Below are 17,944 nucleotides of genomic sequence, written 5' to 3' on the forward strand. Positions count from 1 at the left end.
CTGAATCGCGTCAGTCGGTGAACAGCGCGGCCAGGTCCTCGGCCGTCAGCGCTCCGCCGGAGAGGGCGTCGCCTTCCATGACGTCCGCGAACAACTGGGACTTCCTGGCCTTGAGCGCCATGACCTTTTCCTCGATGGTGTCCTTGGCGACCAGCCGGTAGACCATGACGTTGCGGGCCTGCCCGATCCGGTGCGTGCGGTCCACGGCCTGCGCCTCGGAGGCCGGGTTCCACCACGGGTCCAGCAGGAACACGTAGTCCGCCTCCGTCAGGTTCAGCCCGAAGCCGCCAGCCTTGAGGCTGATCAGGAACACCGGGGCGGCGCCGTTCTTGAACTCATTGACGACGTCGGTGCGGTTGCGGGTGCTGCCGTCGAGGTAGCAGAACTCGATGTTCTCCTCGATGAGCCGCTCGCGGACCTTGCCCAGGAAGCCGGTGAACTGGCTGAAAATCAGGGCGCGGTGCCCCTCCGCCACCAGGTCCTCCAGCTGCTCGAAGAGCACATCGAGTTTGCTGGACCGCACCCCGGAGAGCGAGGGGTCGATCAGTGAAGGATCCAGGCTGAGCTGCCGCAGCAGGGTGAGGGACTGGAAGATGGTGAAGCGGTTCTTGTTGACGTCGTCGATCAGGCCCAGGATCTTCTGCCGTTCCCGCTGCAGGTGCGTCTGGTAGACCTTCTGGTGCCGCGGGTTCAGCACCACCTCGAGGATCTGCTCCTGCTTCGGCGGCAGGTCGTGGATGACCTGCTCCTTGGTGCGGCGCATCATCAGCGGACGGACCCGGCGGCGCAGCTTGTCCAGCTGGGCCTTGTCACCGTTCTTTTCGACCGGCTTCTGGTAGTACTCGGCGAACCGCTTCGGGCTGGAAAAGAGCCCAGGCGCAACAATCGAGGTGAGCGCCCAGAACTCCATCAGGTTGTTCTCCAGCGGGGTGCCCGTGATGGCGAGTTTGAACACCGCCGGAAGTTTCCGGGCACACTGGTAGGCCTTGGACTGGTGGTTCTTGACGAACTGGGCCTCGTCCAGGACCAGGCCGGCCCATTCCTTGGAGGCATAGGCCTCATAGTCGATCCGGAACAGGGCGTAAGAGGTGATGACGATGTCCGCCCCCGCCATGGCCTCCACAGGGTTCGAGCCGCTCTTGGCAAACGTCTCGCCGATGGCGCGCACCGTGAGGCCGGGGGCGAACCGCGCGGTCTCGGCCTCCCAGTTGCCCACCACACTTGTGGGGGCCACGACCAGGAAAGGCGCGACGCCGGGCGCCGCTCCGCCGGGCGCCGCTCCGCCGGGCGCCGCGGCGGCAGGCGCGCCGGCGGCAGCACCGCCGTCGGACGCTCCCGTGATCCCGTTTGCTGTGATCCCGTTTGCTGTGGTCCCGCTTGCAGCGTCCTTGGCGGCGCAGATCAGCGCCAGCGCCTGCACGGTCTTGCCGAGGCCCATGTCATCGGCCAGCACCCCGCCGAGCCCGTGCCGGTAAAGGAAACTGAGCCAGTTGAAGCCCTCCAGCTGGTACGGGCGCAGCTCGGCGTTGAGGGTTGCGGGCAGCGGCAGGCCCTTCACGCCGCCTTCCAGCAGCCCACCGACAGCCTCACGCCAGGCCGCGGCCTGCTCGTCCACGATGCCCAGCTGCGCGAGTTCGTCCCAGAGCCCGGCCTGGAAACGGCTGATCTGCAGCGGCGCGTCCTTGTTGTCCTGCAGTTCCCGCGCCTCTTCAATCAGGGCCCGCAGCTGGTGCAGTTCGGGCAGGTCCAGGGAAAAGTAGGCGCCGCTGGGCAGCAGCATCTTGGTCTGCCCGGCCGCCAGGGCGGAGAAAACGGCCGCGAAGGACACCGGCTGGCCTTCGAGGGAAATCTGGATGCCCAGGTCGAACCAGTCCCGCTGCTCGGTGGCCTTGGTGGAGATGGACACCACCGGGGCCTCCTCCGCCTCGCGGTAGTCGGCGATCTCGCCCGCCGTGTCCACGCTGACGCCGGGGACCTCGCGGAGCGCAGGGAGCAGTTCCTCGGTGAAGGCCAGGGTGTCGAGGCCGCTGAGTTCGGCCGAGGCTGCCAGCCGCGGAGTTCCCCAGCCGCCCGTGGCCGACTCACCCAGCGCCGACACCACGTCCCAGGGCTGTCCGACGGCTTCGAGGATGCGGGCCTCGGCAGGGTCGTCCCGGTAGCCGTGATCGCCGGGGTGGCGCCACAGCGGCTGCGACGTGACGAGCGTGCCGGACTTGTAGTGCCATTCCCAGTGCAGCCGGACCCGGTGGTCGGCGCCGTAATTCGCCAGCAGCGACAGGGTGGGAACGGCCAGTTGGGGCAGCACCACGGACTCATCGGAGGCCGTGACCCGGGCGCTCTGCTTGAGTTTGGGGTAGAAGCCGGTCAGGAAGCGGCTCTCGTCGCGGGCCGGAATGTGCAGCGTGGTCCCCGCCGTCACGAAGGTCAGGAGCTCCTCGCTGAGCCCGCTCTCCAGCGGGGCGAGCGTGATGACGGAGTCTGTCGGCGCCACTCCCGGCAGTGCGTCCGCCCCGGAGGTCAGGAAGATCCCGTGGGCCGGCCGCCCGATGGTCCCCACACTTGCCGGATCGACCACTTCGCCCTCGACGGTGATGCTCGGGGCGAGCGACAGCCCGCCGTCATCCCCGGCCGTGGCGGCGGGGACGACGGCGCCGTTCCCGTCGTCGGGGACCGGCGCGGTGCCGAACCGGGTCAGGTTGAGGCCGACGGCGGCCGGCTGCTCCACGAGCCGCACGGGCTCCGCGCCGCGGCTGTGGACCAGGGCGACGCCGATCTTCCCGGCCTGGGCCAGCAGGCTCCACAGGTTCTTGCCGGCATAGGTGTTCAGGCCCAGCCACAGCCCGGTTCCGGCGTGCTGACGGTTCGCCTGGGCGGTGTGCGAGGCGAGGAACTCCTGCATCCACTCGACGTGGGCCTCGTTGCATTCGCGCCGGTAGCTCAGGTAGCTCAGGGTGTTCCAGGAGACATCGCCACGGATCCATTTGCCCTTGGCGCCCATGATCACGGGACGGGCCTTCAGCTGGCGCACGCTGCGCAGCGGATCGCGGCGCCCGGTGTAGGAGAAGTGCGGGGCGGGTTCTTCAATCTCGAACTGAAGCGCCAGCGGGACGCCACTGGTGGACTGCGTGATCCCCGGCTGGGCGATCAGCGGGCTGAGGGCCTGTTCCCAGTCCGGGAGCTCGAGGACCGGGGCCTGCCGGGACAGCCGGCTGACGTCGGCGGGGGCCAGCAGCTGGACGCGGATCGCCGGGTTGTCCTCGGCGGAGAACAGCAGGGCGGCCACATGCTTGCAGTCCTTCCGGACCGGGCAGCTGCAGACGCCCACGGTGCAGCTCCAGCCGCCCGCCTTCCGGACCAGCTTCGCCGTCGTCGAATACGGCACATCGGCGCCGCCCCGCACCTTGCCGAGCATGAGCCCGGTGGCGGCGTCGAAGGAAATACCGGAAACGCGGCTCCCCATGGCGTAGGCGAGTCCGGCCGCAAGGGAGCGGTCGTTGATCGCGGGAGTCTGTATTGCCAGTGCCGCACTATCGTCCGGATGGGATGGCATGTGCGCACTACTTTCAGCAGTTGGTCATCTGATCCATCTTAGCGAGCCTGGCCGGGCTCCCCGTACTGGGTGCCCGGACCTGTGGACAACGCAGCCGGGGACGCGCCTATCCCGGGACACCCAAACTTCGCCGGACGTTCAGCTCCGGCTCAACCGCAGCGCCGGAGGTGCAACGTACGTTGAAAGGGTTCGGAGCGGCACCAGCCTTCAGCAGTAAGGATTTTCCATGAGCAACAGCCTTTCCACCACCCTTCCCGCCACCGGCTACGCGACGGTTCTGCCGCGGGAGCTCATCAACGGCAGCGACGCGGAGGTCGTCGACGCCAACGTGGAGGTGGTCAACGCCATGTACGCGGAGCTCCTCGACATCGAGGAAATTTCGCCGAATGCACTGCGCAGCTACTACGTCGACTTCTACCTGACGCAGTGCCTGGGCGGCGGTTTCGCCCAGTACGTGTTTACCGCGCCCGACCGCGAGGACATCGACGCGTACGTGCGGGCCGGGCTGGAAGACATGGGGGCCAGCGCGCACCTGGACCTCTTCAACCGCACCGTGGCCGCCTTCGACGCCCTCTCCGAGGAGGACGCCGACGCGTACCTTGACCGGGACGCGGATCTGGATTCGGATCTGGAGGGCGGCACGGTGGTCCCGGACGCGGTCCGGCACCTGGAGGAGCTCGACGGCGAGTTCGAAACGCTCCTGGAAACCGAAGACATCGTGGCGCTCAACGCCGCCTGGCTCCGGGGCCAGCCGGACCTCCTGGTCCTGGACGAGGGGGAACTCGACCGCCACATCGCCGAGCGGGTGTCCCGGATCCCGAACCTGGCGGAGCGCCAGGCCGAGGCCGCCGAGGATGACGTGCAGGACACCCCGGAATTCGAAATGATCATCCGCGAGCTCTGCGACGTGGCCGGCCACACGCTCCTGAAGATCACCATGGGCGACCCGAACTACGACCACGACGGCCAGACCACCCTGGCGTGGCATTTCACCACGGACCAGGGCGAGTTCCTCATGCTGGACGACGACCAGGAAGCGGTCATGGTCCACCCGGAAACCAAGGAGATCCTGGCCGCCGTCGAGTTCGAGGTCGAGGACGACTGAGCCGGCCCGCCGGCCGCCGGGGCTGCCTTCGCTAGTACCCGGCGGCTCCGGTGATCATTTCACCGGACGGGGCGACGAGGTACCAGACGCCGCCGACGCCCTGGCCCAGAATGTCCCCCGCAGCCAGATCCTTGGCGTAGTAGTACACGGGCATCCCGTTGATGGTGAGTTGCTGCTTGCCATCCGGGGTGGCGATGGTGCCCACGGTGCCGGTGACGCCGTCGACGGCCGGGGTGTCGGCCGCGGCGAGGACCGGGGGCCACGCGTCGAGGCAGCTGCCGGTGCAGGTGCTGGTCCCGGAGTCCTTGACGTCCTTTGTGTAGTAATAGACGCTCATGCCCTTGCCGTCGACCACAATCCTGCCGGCGCTGGAATCCGCGACCTTGAGGTCCGGGGCGGCCGCGGCGGGTGCTGAGGTCGACGCCGGAGCCGAAGTCGCCGCGGCGCTGCCGGGCGGCGTCGTGGCGGCCGCCGACGTCGGCGACGTGCCCGTCCCGCCGGCACAGCCGGAAAGAAGCGCGGCGAGGGCGAAAGTGGACAGGCCGATGCTGAGGTGCTTTTTCATCTGCTGCTCCTTGACTCGAACCGGCCAACTGGCCAGGCCGGCGCTAACCGTTACGACGGCCCCGGGGGAAGAATGGTTCACAGCAGGCTTTGGGCGGCGCCCCGGAAGACGCGCGGGTGAACCGTTCCGGCGGTCAGCGCGTCATAAGGGGCAGCAGGGCAGAAACCCGAGGGCCAGGGAGGACGGTCATGTCGCTGGACGAAGACGTGGTGGCGGCGATTTACCGCGACCACGGGCCGGCCCTCCGGCGTTTCGTGCTCAGCGCGTGCCGGGATCCGCAACTGGCGGATGACGTGGTGCAGGAGACCATCCTGCGGGTCTGGCAGCAGGCCCCCCACATCACCGGGAGCCTGCGCAGCTACCTGTTCAGGACGGCCCGCAACATCATGATCGACAACTACCGCAAGGCCCAGCGCCGGCCCCGTGAGACGTCGGACAGGGAGCTGGCGGACCCGGCAGACGGCGCGGAACGCGTGAATGAACTCCTCAACCGGGTGCTGATGGAAGAGGCGCTGTTGCGGCTCAGCGCAGAGCACCGGGAGGTTCTCGTGGCCCTCCATTACCGCCGCTACACCGTCCAGGAGGCATCGGTCAGCTTGAATATCCCGAGCGGAACGGTGAAGTCCCGGGCGTTTTACGCTGTGCGGGCCCTCCGCGCGATCCTTGATGAGATGGGGGTGGAACGGTGAGCGGCACGGAGCTGCACCAGCTGCTCGGCGCCTACCTGCTGGGCGGCCTGGAGCCTGACGAGGCCGCGGCCTTTGAGGAGCATCTGGGCAGCTGTACTGACTGCCGGCAGGAGCTGGACGATCTGGCCAGCCTCCCCGCGCTGCTGGACGCCCTCCCGGTCCCCGACGCCGTCGCCCTCGCCGCCGCTGTTCCTGCCTCTGCTCCTGCCTCCGCTCTTCCTGCCTCCGCTGTTCCTGCCGCTGGGGGGCGGGAACCGTCGACGTCGGTTTCCGCGCCGGCCGCCGTGCCGCGGCGGATGCTCGACGAACTGTCCACGCGCCGCCGGAAGACCCGACGCCGCTGGACCGCGGCGCTCGCAGCGGCGGCCGCGGCATGCCTAGCCCTCGGGATCCTGGCCGCACCGCTGTTCGACCAGCCGCCCAAACCGGACGCCAGCTATTCCGTCCAGGCCAGTGACGGACTGCAGATCACCGTAGGCATGGTGAAGAAAACCTGGGGAACCGAGCTCGCAGTCGAGGGCCGGAGCCTGCCGGTGGACGGCACCTTCTCGCTCTGGGTGAAGGACAGCGACGGCGTCGAAGACCGCGCCTGCGCGTGGACGGCAACGCCCAGCGGCAGGGTCAGGATCACCGGAGCCACGCCCCTTCAGCTCACCAACATCGCCAGCGTCGAGATGCGGAACGGGCAGCAACAGACGATGGCGGTCATCGCCGTCCCGCGGGGATAGCAGCGACGACACGGCCCGCACTAACTGTCGGACCCCTCTGCTCTACTCATGCTTGGGGGATCCGACGGTTTCCCCACCACCTGCGGCACGCACGTCCGCACCGGCGATTGGGGATTCGTTATGGAACAGTCTTTTGTGGTTGTCACCTCCGGGAAAGATCTGGCGCTGCGCCTGGCGGCGGCCGGGCGGACGAAGCCGGCGGCGGTGATTTCCTGGCATCCGGAGCAGCGGGAGAGCCGGATCGACGTGGAACATATCGCCCGGGAAATTGGTGATCTGGCGGACGTTTTCTGGCTGGAGAACGGACCGGAGAGTTATGCCTTCGGCGACGGTCTCCCGTCCGGGGCCCACGTGTTCGGCAACGCGGCACGGGTCTACGCGGAGGATCTTCGCTGGATGAAGGACGTGCACCGCAGCCCGCTGCGGATGGCCCGGGACCGCCAGTCGGCTGTCCGCGCGGCCGGGGACATCATCGAGGATGTGCTGGGCCTGATCACCGTGGTCCCGCCGAAGGCTGCGCCGGTCCGCACACTGCCCCGGCGCGTCCGGGGCACCGTCAAGGCCTTCGCCAGCGCGGGTTCCCGGGCCATCGTCGAACTGGGCGACGGCAGCTGCTGCACCATCCAGCGCGAGCACGTGGTCCCGCCGGTCCGTCTCGACTGGATGCTGGATCTTGGCCAGTCCGTCGAGGGCGATCTCAACGATGAGGACGGGACGCTCGACATCAACGGGCTGAAGACTGCGCCCCGTCTCGCCGAGCTCTACCGGCCCGGCGACCTGGTCCTCGCCCTGGCCGAACAGGTCAGCGCCAGGAATGCGAAGCTCACCCTCTACCCTGGCTCCAGCTGGACCGTTGACCAGGCCCGGATCTCCTCCAACCCCCTCGACGCTGCCGACAGCCTGGTGACGGAAGGCGAGGTGGTGGTGGCGCGGTTCCTGCGGGAACACGGGGCGGTGGTGCTGTCCCTGCTCGACGTCGACGATGACGCCGACGTCGTGGCCGCGCCGGCGCTGCTGGCCGGCGGCACCCCCTGGCTGCGGTCCGGGCGGCACCTCACCGAGCAGCCCGCCTCGGGCCGGACGTACCCTGCCGGGGCTCCCGGCGTCCCCCGGGCGGGGGGAGCCGGGGCCGCGGAACAGGGCAGCGGTTCCGCGGCGGCCGGGCCCGCTCCGAAACCGTCCGCTGCGCTGATGACCGCGCAGCTCCAGCTCGAAGCCGAGCGGAGGAAGGTCTCGGCCCTGCAGGAACTCGTTGCCGCCGCCAGCCAGGCCGGGGCCGGACTGGTCAGCCTTCAACAGGAGCAGGATGCCCTTCGTCGGGAACTTGGGGCGGAACAACAGCTCGCGGAGGATGCCCGGGCGGCGCTGGCGGACGCGGAGGTCCGGCTCGCCCGGCGGAATGACGAACTCCTGGACCTCAGGGCCTACAAGCGCCGGACGCAGCCCGCGCTCAAACGAGCCCTGGCTGCCGGTTCGGATGCGCTGTTCGCGACTGCCGGAGAGCGCCTGCGGCACGATGTTTACCTCGCGTGGGCCAAGAACGTTCCGGCGTCAGATAAGGCACGGCAGCCGCTGCCCTCGGACTGGACGGCCGGACCGGAGTTTGCGGCGTCCCTCTACGGATTCACCGAGCCCGGAGTCGTGGCAAAAGCGCTGAAGGCCATGGTGGAGGTCCTGACCGGGGCAGCGGAGCGGAACGCGGCGCGTGAAGTCCACGCGCTGCGGGCCAATGCGGGCGGAGACACGGCCCAGCTGGTCCGCGAGGACGGGGCAAAGTGCTACCGCGCGTCGATCGAGCAGAATGTGGCCTCGGCCCGGCGGCTGCACTTCTGGCGTCTGCCGGACGGCTCGATTGAGCTCTCGCGCGTCGTGGTCCACGACGACTTCAAGCCCTGATCCCGGCGGGGTGGGGCAAGGGCTGGCCGCCGCGCAGGACCGCAGCCAGCCCGAAGTCACCGTCGACCGCCACGATGTCGGCGCGCATGCCTGGCTTCAGGCTGCCGATCTGGTCGTCAAGGCCCAAAATCCTCGCCGGAACCAGGGTCGCTGCCCTCACCGCGTCTTCGGGCGCCACCCCGGCCGCGATGGTCTTCCGGACCACATCGAGCAGGGTGGCCGTGCCGCCGGCGAGGGCCCCGTTGCTCTTCAGTGCCGCCACGCCGCCGCGCACCGCCACGGCGGAGGGGCCCAGCTCGTAGTCGCCGTCGGGCAGGCCGGTCGCCGCCATGGAATCGGTGACGAGGACGACGTTGTCGGCGCCGGCCAGCTCGAAAACCATCCGCACCGTCTCGGGGTCCAGATGGACGCCGTCGCCAATGAGTTCCACGGCGACGGTGCCGGCAGCCGCCAGGCGCAGGCATGCCGCCGCCGGTCCGGGATTCCGGTGGTGGAGCGGCGGCATCCCGTTGAACAGGTGCGTCACCGTGGGCCGGCGGTCTGCTCCGGGCCCTGCAGTCCCGCTGGACCGCAGGGATTCGGCCGCCGCGGTCAGGGAGTCTGCGGTGGTGCGGGCGTCGGCCTCGGTATGGCCCAGTGACGGCGTGACACCGTTCCCGGCGAGCATGCTGACCAGCCGGCCGGCCCCGGGGAGTTCGGGGGCATACGTCATGGTCTTGAGCGTGCCGCCGGCCGCATCCAGCAGCCGGCGGAGCAGCTCAAGGTCCGGGGTCCGGAGCCACTCCGGGTCCTGCGCCCCGCAGCGGGCCGGGGAGAGGAACGGGCCCTCGGAGTGGATGCCCGCGATGAGCCCCTCGTGCGCCAGTGGCCTCAACACCGCGATTCCCCGGAGGAGTTCTTCCTCTGGGGTCGTGACAAGGCTGGCCAACAGCGTCGTTGTGCCGTTGCGGTGCAGGAATCCGGCGGCGTCGCGGCACGCACGGCCGTCGCCGGTGGGGAAGCTGCCGCCCGCAGCGCCATGGCAGTGCAGGTCGATAAGTCCGGGGAGTATCGAGCTGCCCGGCGGAAGGGTGAGCTCCCGTGCGCCCCGGAAGCCAGCGGTGCGGAAGCCGCGTCCGGACCCGGCGTAGGCGATCCGGCCGCCGGTCACCGCGACGACAGCATCAGCAGTGGCCCGCCCGTCCGAGATCAGCGTCCCGGACAGGACGTATGCGGACCCCGGGGCGGCTGCGCGGAGTTCCGGACTGGGCATGGCCGGGCGACTACATCTTGGCGAGTTTTGCCCGCACCATCATGAAGATGCCGTAACAGATCAGGCCAATGCCCACAGCGGCCAGCATGTACATCCCGAAGGGCTGGTCGCGCAGGCCCTTCAGCCCGCCGTCGAGCCCGGTCGACTCCTCGGGGTGCACTTTGACGGTGGCGATGATGATCAGCAGGCCGGCCAGCAGCAGGGCGATGCCCTTGGCGGTGTAGCCGACGACGCCGAGGACGATCACCGCCGTCCTGGCTTTCGCCGAAGCGGGGAGCCGGAGGTGCTTGGCGAAGGACTGCCGGAAGCCGCGGATGGCATAGACGATGCCGGCGATGGCGATCCCCGCGCCGACGGCCAGCAGGAGCAGATAACCGCCGGGGGCTTTCATCACAGCGATGGTGAGGTCGCTGCTTGAGCTGCTGTGGTCCTTGCCCGCGCCGATGGCGAAGGATGCCAGGGTCACGGCGAGCCCGGCGTAGACCACAGCCTGGAGAACGGCCTTGGCCTTCTTCGCAGCCTTTTTCTTGGCCGGAAGGTGCTCAAAATCGAAGATGGCGTCACTGGCCTGCCAGATGGCGAGGGCCACGCATGCCGCGAAGGAACTCCACAGCAGCAGTGGCCCGGCCGGCTGCTGGGCGAGTTGCTCCACGGCTCCGCTGACGTCGGCCTCACCCTCGCCGCCCATGGCAAGCCGGATCGCGACCAGCCCGATCAGCAGATGCAGGACACCGCTGACGGCAAACCCGGCCCGCGCCGCAATCTCCAGCGTCCGCGAATTGGTGATGTCCTCCGCCGCGTCCGCGGCGTCCTTCAATTCTCTTTTGATGATCGATCCTTCAACTGACTCGGGTGGTTCTGCCGGACCGCAGTTCAGCCCGGTTTATGCCTCTGACGTAATCGTGCCACGCCAGACCCGCCGGGAACAGCACCAGGACTGACCAGGACCCTGCGACGGCGATTCACCCCGGCCGGGCGCTCAGCGGCGGCGGTAGCTGAGGTCGAAAATGAGCCGGCCGGCGTCGTGCGCCTTGTTCTCGAAACTCGTCAGGATCCGGCCGTCAAACCGCGGCGCCCAGCCGCCCGTCTCATCGACGCCCTCGTTGGGTCCGGTGTGTTCGGTGCTCACAGGTGCGCGGCCCTCCTTGACCGGCGCCCCGCCCACAAGGGACTCGACGCCGGATTCCCAGACCTGGGTGAGGGGGCTGTCGGCGCCGCTGCGCTCGCCGTCGTGCAGGTTCTCGAAGTCGGTCGAACCGGCCAGAACCTCGCGGACGTGGACGGCATAGTTGGACCAGTCCGTCGCGATGCGCCAGAGTCCGCCGGGTTTGAGGGCCCGGGCGGCGAGGTCGGCGAAGGCCGGCTGGATGAGGCGGCGTTTGTGGTGGCGGGATTTGTGCCACGGGTCCGGGAAGAACACCCACAGCTCCGTCACGGAACCGGCCGGCAGCATGGTGGCGAGCACCTCGGGGGCGTTCGCCTCGACCACGCGGACGTTGCTCAGGCCGCGGCTGTTGATCTTGATCAGCGTGTTCGCCAGCCCCGGGGTGTAGACCTCCACGGCGAGGAAGTCCTTGTCCGGGTTCTCCTCGGCCGCATGGCACACGGCGTCGCCGAGCCCGGAGCCGATCTCCACGATCAGCGGGGCCTTCCGGCCGAACTCGGCGTCGGCGTCGAAGACATAGTCCGGGTGCACGGACGTGTTGGCGACATGGCGGGGGACCTCGACGGCCCAGCGGTCAGAATGTTCCTCCCATGCCACCTGCCGGCGGCCCTGCAGGCGGGTGCCGCGGCGCACAAAGCTGACCGGACGGCCTCCATAGGTGCCGAACGAGGCCTGGGTGCCGGGGGTCACCGGGCGCGACGGCTGCGGTGTGTCGGGGGATTCTGGGGATTCACTCATCCCTTCCAGAATAATGGAGGCCCGGCCGCTGCGCGGGCGGGCGGCATTGCCTGTCCGGATGCTCATGACACCGCAGCCGCCACGGAGCCTGCCAGAATGGGGTCCGTGACCATACCGAAAAGCGCCCAGGACTCCACCGCCGGCGGCACCGAGGCGGACCGCCCGGGCATCCTGGTGGACGCCGAAATCGACGACGTCCCCGCGGCGGAGCCCACCCGGGTCGGCAGCCGCCGCACCCTGGCCTACCTGGGCGTGTGCCTGGTCCTGATCGGGCTGAACCTCCGCACCGTCTTTTCCAGCTTCTCCGCGGTACTGCCCGAAGTGACGGCCGACGCCGGGCTGCCGGGCTGGGCGGTCGTCGTCCTCACCACGGTCCCGGTCACACTGCTCGGCGTTTTCGCCCCGCTGGCTCCCGTCCTGGCCCGCCGCTTCGGGGCCGAGCGCGTCCTGCTGGGCGCGATGGCGGTGCTCACCGCCGGGCTGCTGCTGCGGCCCCTCGAGGCCGGGGACGCCGGGCACCTTCCCGCCCTGCTGGCCGGCACGGCCGCCTGCGGTGCCGCGATCTCGCTCTGCAACGTGCTGCTGCCCGGCCTGGTGAAGAGGGACTTCCCGCACCGGCTCGGCCTGATGGGCGGCCTCTACACCACCGCGATCTGCGCCTCGGCGGCCCTCGGCGCAGGCTTCACCTACCCGGTCTTCAGTGCGACGGGGGACTGGACTGCGGCGCTGCGGTTCTGGGCGCTGCCCGCCGGCGTCGTGCTTCTGCTCTTCCTGCCGCTGGCCATCCGGCAGCGCCACGGCCGGCACCAGACGGCGCACGGCGGAGTGAATGTGTGGCGCTCGGCGGTCGCCTGGCAGGTGACCATTTTTATGGTGCTGCAGGCCATGATGTCCTTCAGCGTGTTCGCCTGGCTGGCCCCGATCCTGCGCGAACGCGGGGTGGACGGCGGCACGGCGGGGGTGATCGTCTCCGTCTCGATCCTGCTGCAGATGCTGGGATCCCTGTTCGCCCCGGCGCTCGCCACCAGGTGCCGGGACCAGCGCGCGATCAACACCATTGTGGCGCTGATGACCGGCGGCGGCTTCGCGCTGAGCATCTTCGGCCCGCTCGAGCTGATCTGGCTGTGGACCGGGCTGCTGGGCCTGGGCCAGGGCAGCCTGACCGCCGTCGCGCTGACCATGATCATGGTCCGCACCCGGGACGGCCACACCGCCGCGCACCTGTCCGGGATGATGCAGGGCGTCGGCTACGGGGTGGGCTCCACCGGGACCCTGATGGTCGGCCAGTTGCACCAGGCCACGGGCTCGTTCGCGGCGGCGGGGGTCCTTTTCCTTGTGGTCGGATCGCTGGCCGCGGTGTTCGGCTACCGCGCCGGCCGGAACCGCTTCATCGGCGGCTGACGGTGAGGATGCGTCGCGCCCGCCCGGCAGGGACTCAGGGGCGCCGGACCTGCAGATACTTGTCTGCGAGGTAGTCCGCAATGGCCAGGCAGGACGTGGCGGCCGGCGACGGCGCATTCCGCAGCAGCGTCACCGGGCCGATCTGGTCCACCGCGAAGTCGTCCTGCAGCGACCCGTCGCGGCCCCAGGCCTGGGCCCGGACTCCCGCGCCGGACTTCGTCGTGAGGTCCGGCATGGTGAGTTCGGGGATGAAGCGCCGGGGCTTGCGGTAGTAGAGCGTTTTTGACGAGCGAGGCGCTGATCTCGTCGACGCCCATCCGCCAGTGCTTCCTGGCCAGCGGGCCCGCCCCGGGCCACCGCAACGATTCCCAGGTGTCCTTCGCCGAGACCGTGAGCCACCCATAGCCTTCCCGGGCGAGGGCGGGCACGGCGTTGGGACCCACGTGCACGTCGTCGTAGACGCCGCGGGTGAAGTGCACCCCGAGGAAGGGGAACCGCGGGTCCGGCACCGGGCAGATCATCCCCCGCACCAGGAAGTTCGGCTCCGGGTTCAGCGACCAGTATTCACCCCGGAAGGGGAGGATTTTCGGCGAGGGGGGCACCCACCAGGCGGGCCACGACGTCGGACTGCAGACCTGCGCAGGCAATCACGCGGTCGAAGACGTGCTCCGACCCGGCCGTGCCGACGCGCACGGTGGCGCCCTCGACGGCCATCGAGACCACCTCCCGTCCGAGCAGTACGGTGCCGCCGGCCGTCCGGACGTCCTGGGCCATCGCCTCGGTAATCGCAGGGAAGTCGACGACGGCGGTGTGCGGGGAGCGGACCGCTGCCACGCCTGCGACGTGCGGTTCGATCTCATGCAGCCGCGCGGCGCCGTCGATCCGGGCCAGGCCGGGCACGCCGTTCGCCCTGGACCGCTTTTCGATTTCCGCCAGGGCAGGCGGCTCGGATTCGTCGACGGCGACCACCAGTTTGCCGACCTCCCGGTAGGGGAGGTTCTTCTGCAGGCAGTTGTCGCGCAGGGCGGACCGTCCCGCCACGCACAACTGCGCTTTCAGCGATCCCGCTGCATAGTAGAGACCGGCATGCACGACGCCGGAGTTGTGGCCGGTCTGGTGTGCGGCCAGCCGGTCTTCCTTCTCGAAGACAGTGACCTCACCGAGCCCGCGCTGGACGAGGGAGCGTGCCAGCGCGATCCCAACGATCCCGCCGCCAATGATTCCGATCCGTTCACTCACGTCATTGCGTCCTTAGCCGCCGTGGTCTTCCCGCGAGTATAGAACCGATGATGGGCCGGTGGTGCGCCCCGCCCGCAAGCTGTGGCATGCTTCCCCTTTAGCCACTATTGATCAGGCCACGCCCTTGCCCCGTTCCGTCCCCGCTCCGACGCTGGAATCAGCCGGCATCTTCCACCGCGACTATGTGCTGGTGACGCTGGGCGCGTGTGCCCTCGTGTTCCTGGCCGCCTTCGAATCGCTGGCGGTGACCACGATCATGCCGGTGGTCAGCCGGGAGCTGGACGGGGCCGCCCTCTACGCCCTGGCATTCGCCGGCCCGCTCGCCACCGGCGTCATCGGCATGGTGGCCGCCGGCAACTGGTCCGACCGGCGCGGCCCGGTGGGGCCGCTGTACGCGTCCGTGGCCCTGTTTGTGCTGGGCCTGCTGATCGCCGGAACAGCAGCGGACATGCCTGCCCTGGTGGCCGGGCGGCTGGTCCAGGGCCTCGGCGGCGGCGCGATGACGGTGGCGCTGTACGTGGTGATCGCCCGGGTCTATCCGCCCGTGCTGCACCCGAAGATCTTCGCCGCGTTTTCCGCAGCCTGGGTGATCCCCTCGCTGGTGGGCCCCTTCGCCGCCGGCCTCGTGGCGCAGCTGCTCAGCTGGCACTGGGTGTTCCTCGGTGTGGTGGGGCTCGTGGTGCCGGCCCTGCTGATGGTGGTGCCGGCCCTGCGCGGGCTGCACGGCACGCCCGACGGCGGAACCCGGGAACCCGCCGCACCGGGGGACATGTCCACTCCTGAACCGCGGAAGTCCTCGGGCTCCGGCCGGCTGGCCTGGGCCGCGCTTGCGGCGCTCGCCGTGCTGGGCCTGAACCTCTCCTCCCGGCTGCCGGTGGCCGGCGGGATCGCGGCGGTGGCGGCCGTCGCCGTGGCGCTCATCGCCGTCCGCCCGCTGGTGCCGCGGGGAACCTTGACCGCGCGCCGCGGACTTCCCAGCGTTATCCTCACCCGCGGCCTGGCCTCCGCCGCGTTCTTCGGCGCCGAGGTGTACCTGCCCTATCTGCTGGTGGAGCGCTACGATTTCTCACCGACCTTCGCCGGGCTGGCGCTCACGGGCGGCGCCGTCTCCTGGGCCGCAGGCTCGGCGGTGCAGGGCCGGCTCGGGTCGCGCCTGGACCACCGCCGCGCGGTCCGGACCGGCGCGGCCCTCGTTCTCGGCGCCGTCGTCCTGGTGCTGGTGACCACGGTCCTCAACTGGCCGGCCGCCGTCGCGATCACCGCCTGGGTGTTCGCCGGGGGCGGCATGGGGCTGATGTATGCGCGCCTGAGCGTGATGACGCTGGCCCTGTCCAGCAGGCAGAACGAGGGCTTCAACAGTTCCGCGATGTCTATTTCCGATTCGCTCGGCGGGGCGCTGTCCCTGGCCACGACGGGCATCATCTTTGCTGCGTTCCCGACGACGGCGGCGTCCTTCGGCGGCGTCTTCGCCCTGACGGCGGTGATCGGCGTCGCCGCGGTGGTCGTCGCCGCGCGGGTCGCCGGGCGCCGGCCAGGTCGCCACCCCGGAACGGCCCAGCCTTAGGGCCGTGGAGATGAGGCAAAGGAGCTCCGGCCGGTGGATCCGGCCGGAGCTCGTTTCCGGACCGCCCTTCCGGGTGCCCGGGAGGCGGGTGCTGCCTTAGCCCGCTGCGGGGACGGCCTCGGCGTCGTGGACGGCCTTCCATTCCGCAATCCGGGCCTGTTGCAGCGGCGTCTGGCGGTTGAAGTGCCAGGCCCCGCCGAGCAGCAGGAACCAGACGGGCGCCACCAGCAGCGCGAGCCGGGTGTCGTCGGCCTGGCCCAGTGCCACCAGCATGAAGCCGAAGAAGGCGAGCACCACGTAGGGCATGAAGCCCGATCCGGGCATCTTGAACTTCGAGGCCGCATGCAGGGCGGGCCGGCGGCGGCGGAACACGATGTAGCTGATGAGGATCATGGACCAGACGAACATGGTCAGCACGGAGGCCACGGAGGTGACCACGGTGAAGGCCCCGATCACGGAGTCGCCCGAGTAAAGCAGGACCAGGCCTGCCAGCAGGAAGATGCAGGAGAACAGCAGGGCGTTCTGCGGAACCTTGCGGATGCTCAGCTTGCCGAAGGCCTTCGGGGCGTTGCCGTCCTGGGCCAGGCCGTAGACCATGCGCGAGGTGGAGTAGATGCCGGAGTTGGCGCTGGAGGCCGCGGAGGTGAGCACCACCAGGTTGATGACCACCGCTGCGATGCCGAGGCCGGCCAGGGTGAACATGCCGATGAAGGGGCTGCCGGCGGCATCGATGGTGCGCCACGGGTTGACTGCCATGATGACCACCAGGGCACCGACGTAGAACAGCAGGACCCGGATGGGGATGGAGTTGATGGCGCGCGGCAGGTTCTTCTCGGGGTCCTTGGTTTCTGCGGCCGCGGTGCCCACCAGCTCAATGCCGGCGAAGGCGAAGATGGCGATCTGGAAGCCGAGGACGAAGCCGAACATGCCGTGCGGGAACATGCCGCCGTCGTTCCACATGTTGGCCAGGTTGGCCACCGCGCCGTTGGGGGAGGTGAAGTTCGTGGCGATCATGACGATGCCGGTGCCGATCAGCGCGAGGATGGCCACCACCTTAATGATGGCGAACCAGAATTCGGCTTCGCCGAAGGCCTTGACGGTGGGGAGGTTCAGCAGGATCAGCACCACCGGGGTGATCAGGGCCGGGATCCACAGCGGTGTGCCGGGCGCGAGCTTGTCGACGTACCCGGCGATCGCGACGATGTCGGCCACGCCGGTCACCACCCAGAAGAACCAGTAGGACCAGCCTGTAAAGAAGCCCGCCCAGGGGCCCAGGAGGTCGCCGGCGAAGTCGCTGAAAGACTTGTAGTTCAGGTTGGAGAGCAGGATCTCGCCCATGGCCCGCATGACGAAGAACAGCATGAAGCCGATGATCATGTAAACGAAAATGACGGACGGGCCGGCCAGGGAGATGGTCTTGCCGGAGCCCATGAACAGTCCGGTGCCGATCGCGCCGCCGATGGCCAGCAGTTGGATGTGGCGGTTCCCCAGGGCGCGGGCGAGGTGCGGTTCCTGGCCGTGGCTGCTGGAGGAGGTCTCTGGTGCGGTTTTCGGGACAGCCGTGGTGGTGCGTTCAGACATTAGGCTTCTTCCTTGTTACAGGCGGGGCAAGGGCGGAGGACATTCCGCCGGGGCCCGCACGGATCCATCGAGGATGTGACGGAGGTAACACTTTGTCGTGTGGATTAAGCGTAGGGGCGGCATTCGGGCGGCCCCGCAACGCCGCCGCCCGCCGGGCCGGCGCCGCTGCGCTTCCCGCCGCGGGGCCGGCGGGGGTTGCAGGGGGCGTCCCTCCAGGGCCGGAAACGTGCCCGCTCCGTTGCGGATACGGGAATTTTCGACGCCGGCGCCAGCCCGCCGCCGCCGGTCCGGCCCGCCCTGGGGGGCGGGTTTCGGCAGCACCATCATGGTCGACAACTGTCGACCATGACTGCCTCAGCTGTCGTCCCGTGTCCCATGTCACATCTGAAATCGCCGACGGACCGAAACACGCCAGTTCGCCGGAAACGTGCCCGCTCGCCGAAACCTTCCGGCGAGCGGGCACGCTATGCG

At 69.4% G+C, this 17,944-nt stretch carries 15 protein-coding genes; 7 read left to right on the forward strand and 8 right to left on the reverse strand.

All coding sequences use genetic code 11. The features are described 5' to 3' along the window. Positions 1-10: 10 nt before the first annotated feature. A complete protein-coding gene (locus tag ABIC21_RS04150; RefSeq protein WP_354349148.1) occupies positions 11-3,550 on the reverse strand; it encodes a DEAD/DEAH box helicase in 3,540 nt (1,179 codons plus the stop codon). A gap of 226 nt (positions 3,551-3,776) precedes the next feature. Here ABIC21_RS04150 and ABIC21_RS04155 point away from each other — a divergent pair, with 226 nt between their 5' ends. Further along, entirely contained in the window at positions 3,777-4,655 is an 879-nt protein-coding gene (locus ABIC21_RS04155; protein WP_354349149.1) for a DMP19 family protein, read from the forward strand. Positions 4,656-4,686: 31 nt separating this feature from the next. Here ABIC21_RS04155 and ABIC21_RS04160 read toward each other — a convergent pair whose 3' ends face one another. Continuing rightward, the gene (locus ABIC21_RS04160) at positions 4,687-5,220 is read right to left on the reverse strand and encodes a COG4315 family predicted lipoprotein (RefSeq protein ID WP_354349150.1); all 534 of its coding nucleotides are present in this window, start codon (positions 5,218-5,220) and stop codon (positions 4,687-4,689) included. 188 nt (positions 5,221-5,408) lie between these two features. Between ABIC21_RS04160 and ABIC21_RS04165 the strand changes: the two genes are divergently transcribed. From ABIC21_RS04165 to ABIC21_RS04175, 3 genes are read left to right on the forward strand one after another with little or no spacing between them, the layout of a single operon-like run. Then, positions 5,409-5,909, forward strand: a complete 501-nt coding sequence (locus ABIC21_RS04165) for a sigma-70 family RNA polymerase sigma factor (RefSeq protein ID WP_354349151.1) — start codon at positions 5,409-5,411, stop codon at positions 5,907-5,909. Beyond that, on the forward strand, positions 5,906-6,637 hold the full coding sequence (locus ABIC21_RS04170; RefSeq protein ID WP_354349152.1) for an anti-sigma factor family protein: 732 nt from the start codon (positions 5,906-5,908) through the stop codon (positions 6,635-6,637). Before ABIC21_RS04165 ends, ABIC21_RS04170 begins: the two co-directional genes overlap by 4 nt. A 48-nt stretch (positions 6,638-6,685) precedes the next feature. After that, positions 6,686-8,533 carry a hypothetical protein gene (locus ABIC21_RS04175; protein WP_354349153.1) on the forward strand — a complete coding sequence of 616 codons (1,848 nt, stop codon included), beginning with the start codon at positions 6,686-6,688 and terminating at the stop codon, positions 8,531-8,533. Here the strand turns inward: ABIC21_RS04175 and nagA are convergent. From nagA to trmB, 3 genes are all read right to left on the reverse strand, one after another. After that, positions 8,523-9,785 carry an N-acetylglucosamine-6-phosphate deacetylase gene (gene nagA / locus ABIC21_RS04180; RefSeq protein WP_354349154.1) on the reverse strand — a complete coding sequence of 421 codons (1,263 nt, stop codon included), beginning with the start codon at positions 9,783-9,785 and terminating at the stop codon, positions 8,523-8,525. The two genes, ABIC21_RS04175 and nagA, sit on opposite strands and share 11 nt — an antisense overlap. Positions 9,786-9,795: 10 nt before the next feature. Continuing rightward, positions 9,796-10,602: a DUF1206 domain-containing protein gene (locus ABIC21_RS04185; RefSeq protein ID WP_354349155.1), complete on the reverse strand. Its 807-nt coding sequence runs from the start codon at positions 10,600-10,602 to the stop codon at positions 9,796-9,798. Between the two features lie 162 nt (positions 10,603-10,764). Next, positions 10,765-11,688 (reverse strand): tRNA (guanosine(46)-N7)-methyltransferase TrmB, encoded by a 924-nt coding sequence (gene trmB / locus ABIC21_RS04190; RefSeq protein ID WP_354349156.1) that lies wholly within the window; start codon positions 11,686-11,688, stop codon positions 10,765-10,767. 96 nt (positions 11,689-11,784) lie between these two features. Between trmB and ABIC21_RS04195 the strand changes: the two genes are divergently transcribed. After that, on the forward strand, positions 11,785-13,089 hold the full coding sequence (locus ABIC21_RS04195) for an MFS transporter (protein ID WP_354349157.1): 1,305 nt from the start codon (positions 11,785-11,787) through the stop codon (positions 13,087-13,089). A 34-nt stretch (positions 13,090-13,123) separates the two neighbouring features. Here ABIC21_RS04195 and ABIC21_RS04200 read toward each other — a convergent pair whose 3' ends face one another. Then, positions 13,124-13,324, reverse strand: coding sequence for a hypothetical protein (locus tag ABIC21_RS04200; RefSeq protein ID WP_354349158.1), 201 nt, complete (start codon positions 13,322-13,324; stop codon positions 13,124-13,126). Positions 13,325-13,371: 47 nt separating this feature from the next. On the opposite strand from ABIC21_RS04200, the gene ABIC21_RS04205 reads away from it, so the two are divergent. Continuing rightward, the gene (locus ABIC21_RS04205) at positions 13,372-13,494 is read left to right on the forward strand and encodes a hypothetical protein (RefSeq protein ID WP_354349159.1); all 123 of its coding nucleotides are present in this window, start codon (positions 13,372-13,374) and stop codon (positions 13,492-13,494) included. A gap of 159 nt (positions 13,495-13,653) precedes the next feature. Here the strand turns inward: ABIC21_RS04205 and ABIC21_RS04210 are convergent, their stop codons facing one another. Continuing rightward, positions 13,654-14,328, reverse strand: coding sequence for an FAD-dependent oxidoreductase (locus ABIC21_RS04210; protein ID WP_354349160.1), 675 nt, complete (start codon positions 14,326-14,328; stop codon positions 13,654-13,656). A 124-nt stretch (positions 14,329-14,452) separates the two neighbouring features. Here ABIC21_RS04210 and ABIC21_RS04215 point away from each other — a divergent pair, with 124 nt between their 5' ends. Continuing rightward, on the forward strand, positions 14,453-15,892 hold the full coding sequence (locus tag ABIC21_RS04215; protein WP_354349161.1) for an MFS transporter: 1,440 nt from the start codon (positions 14,453-14,455) through the stop codon (positions 15,890-15,892). 96 nt (positions 15,893-15,988) lie between these two features. On the opposite strand, the gene ABIC21_RS04220 is transcribed toward ABIC21_RS04215, so the two are convergent. Then, positions 15,989-17,473 carry an amino acid permease gene (locus ABIC21_RS04220; RefSeq protein ID WP_354349162.1) on the reverse strand — a complete coding sequence of 495 codons (1,485 nt, stop codon included), beginning with the start codon at positions 17,471-17,473 and terminating at the stop codon, positions 15,989-15,991. Positions 17,474-17,944: the final 471 nt, after the last annotated feature.

This window comes from Pseudarthrobacter sp. PvP090, assembly GCF_040547365.1.
Classification (GTDB): Bacteria; Actinomycetota; Actinomycetes; order Actinomycetales; family Micrococcaceae; genus Arthrobacter.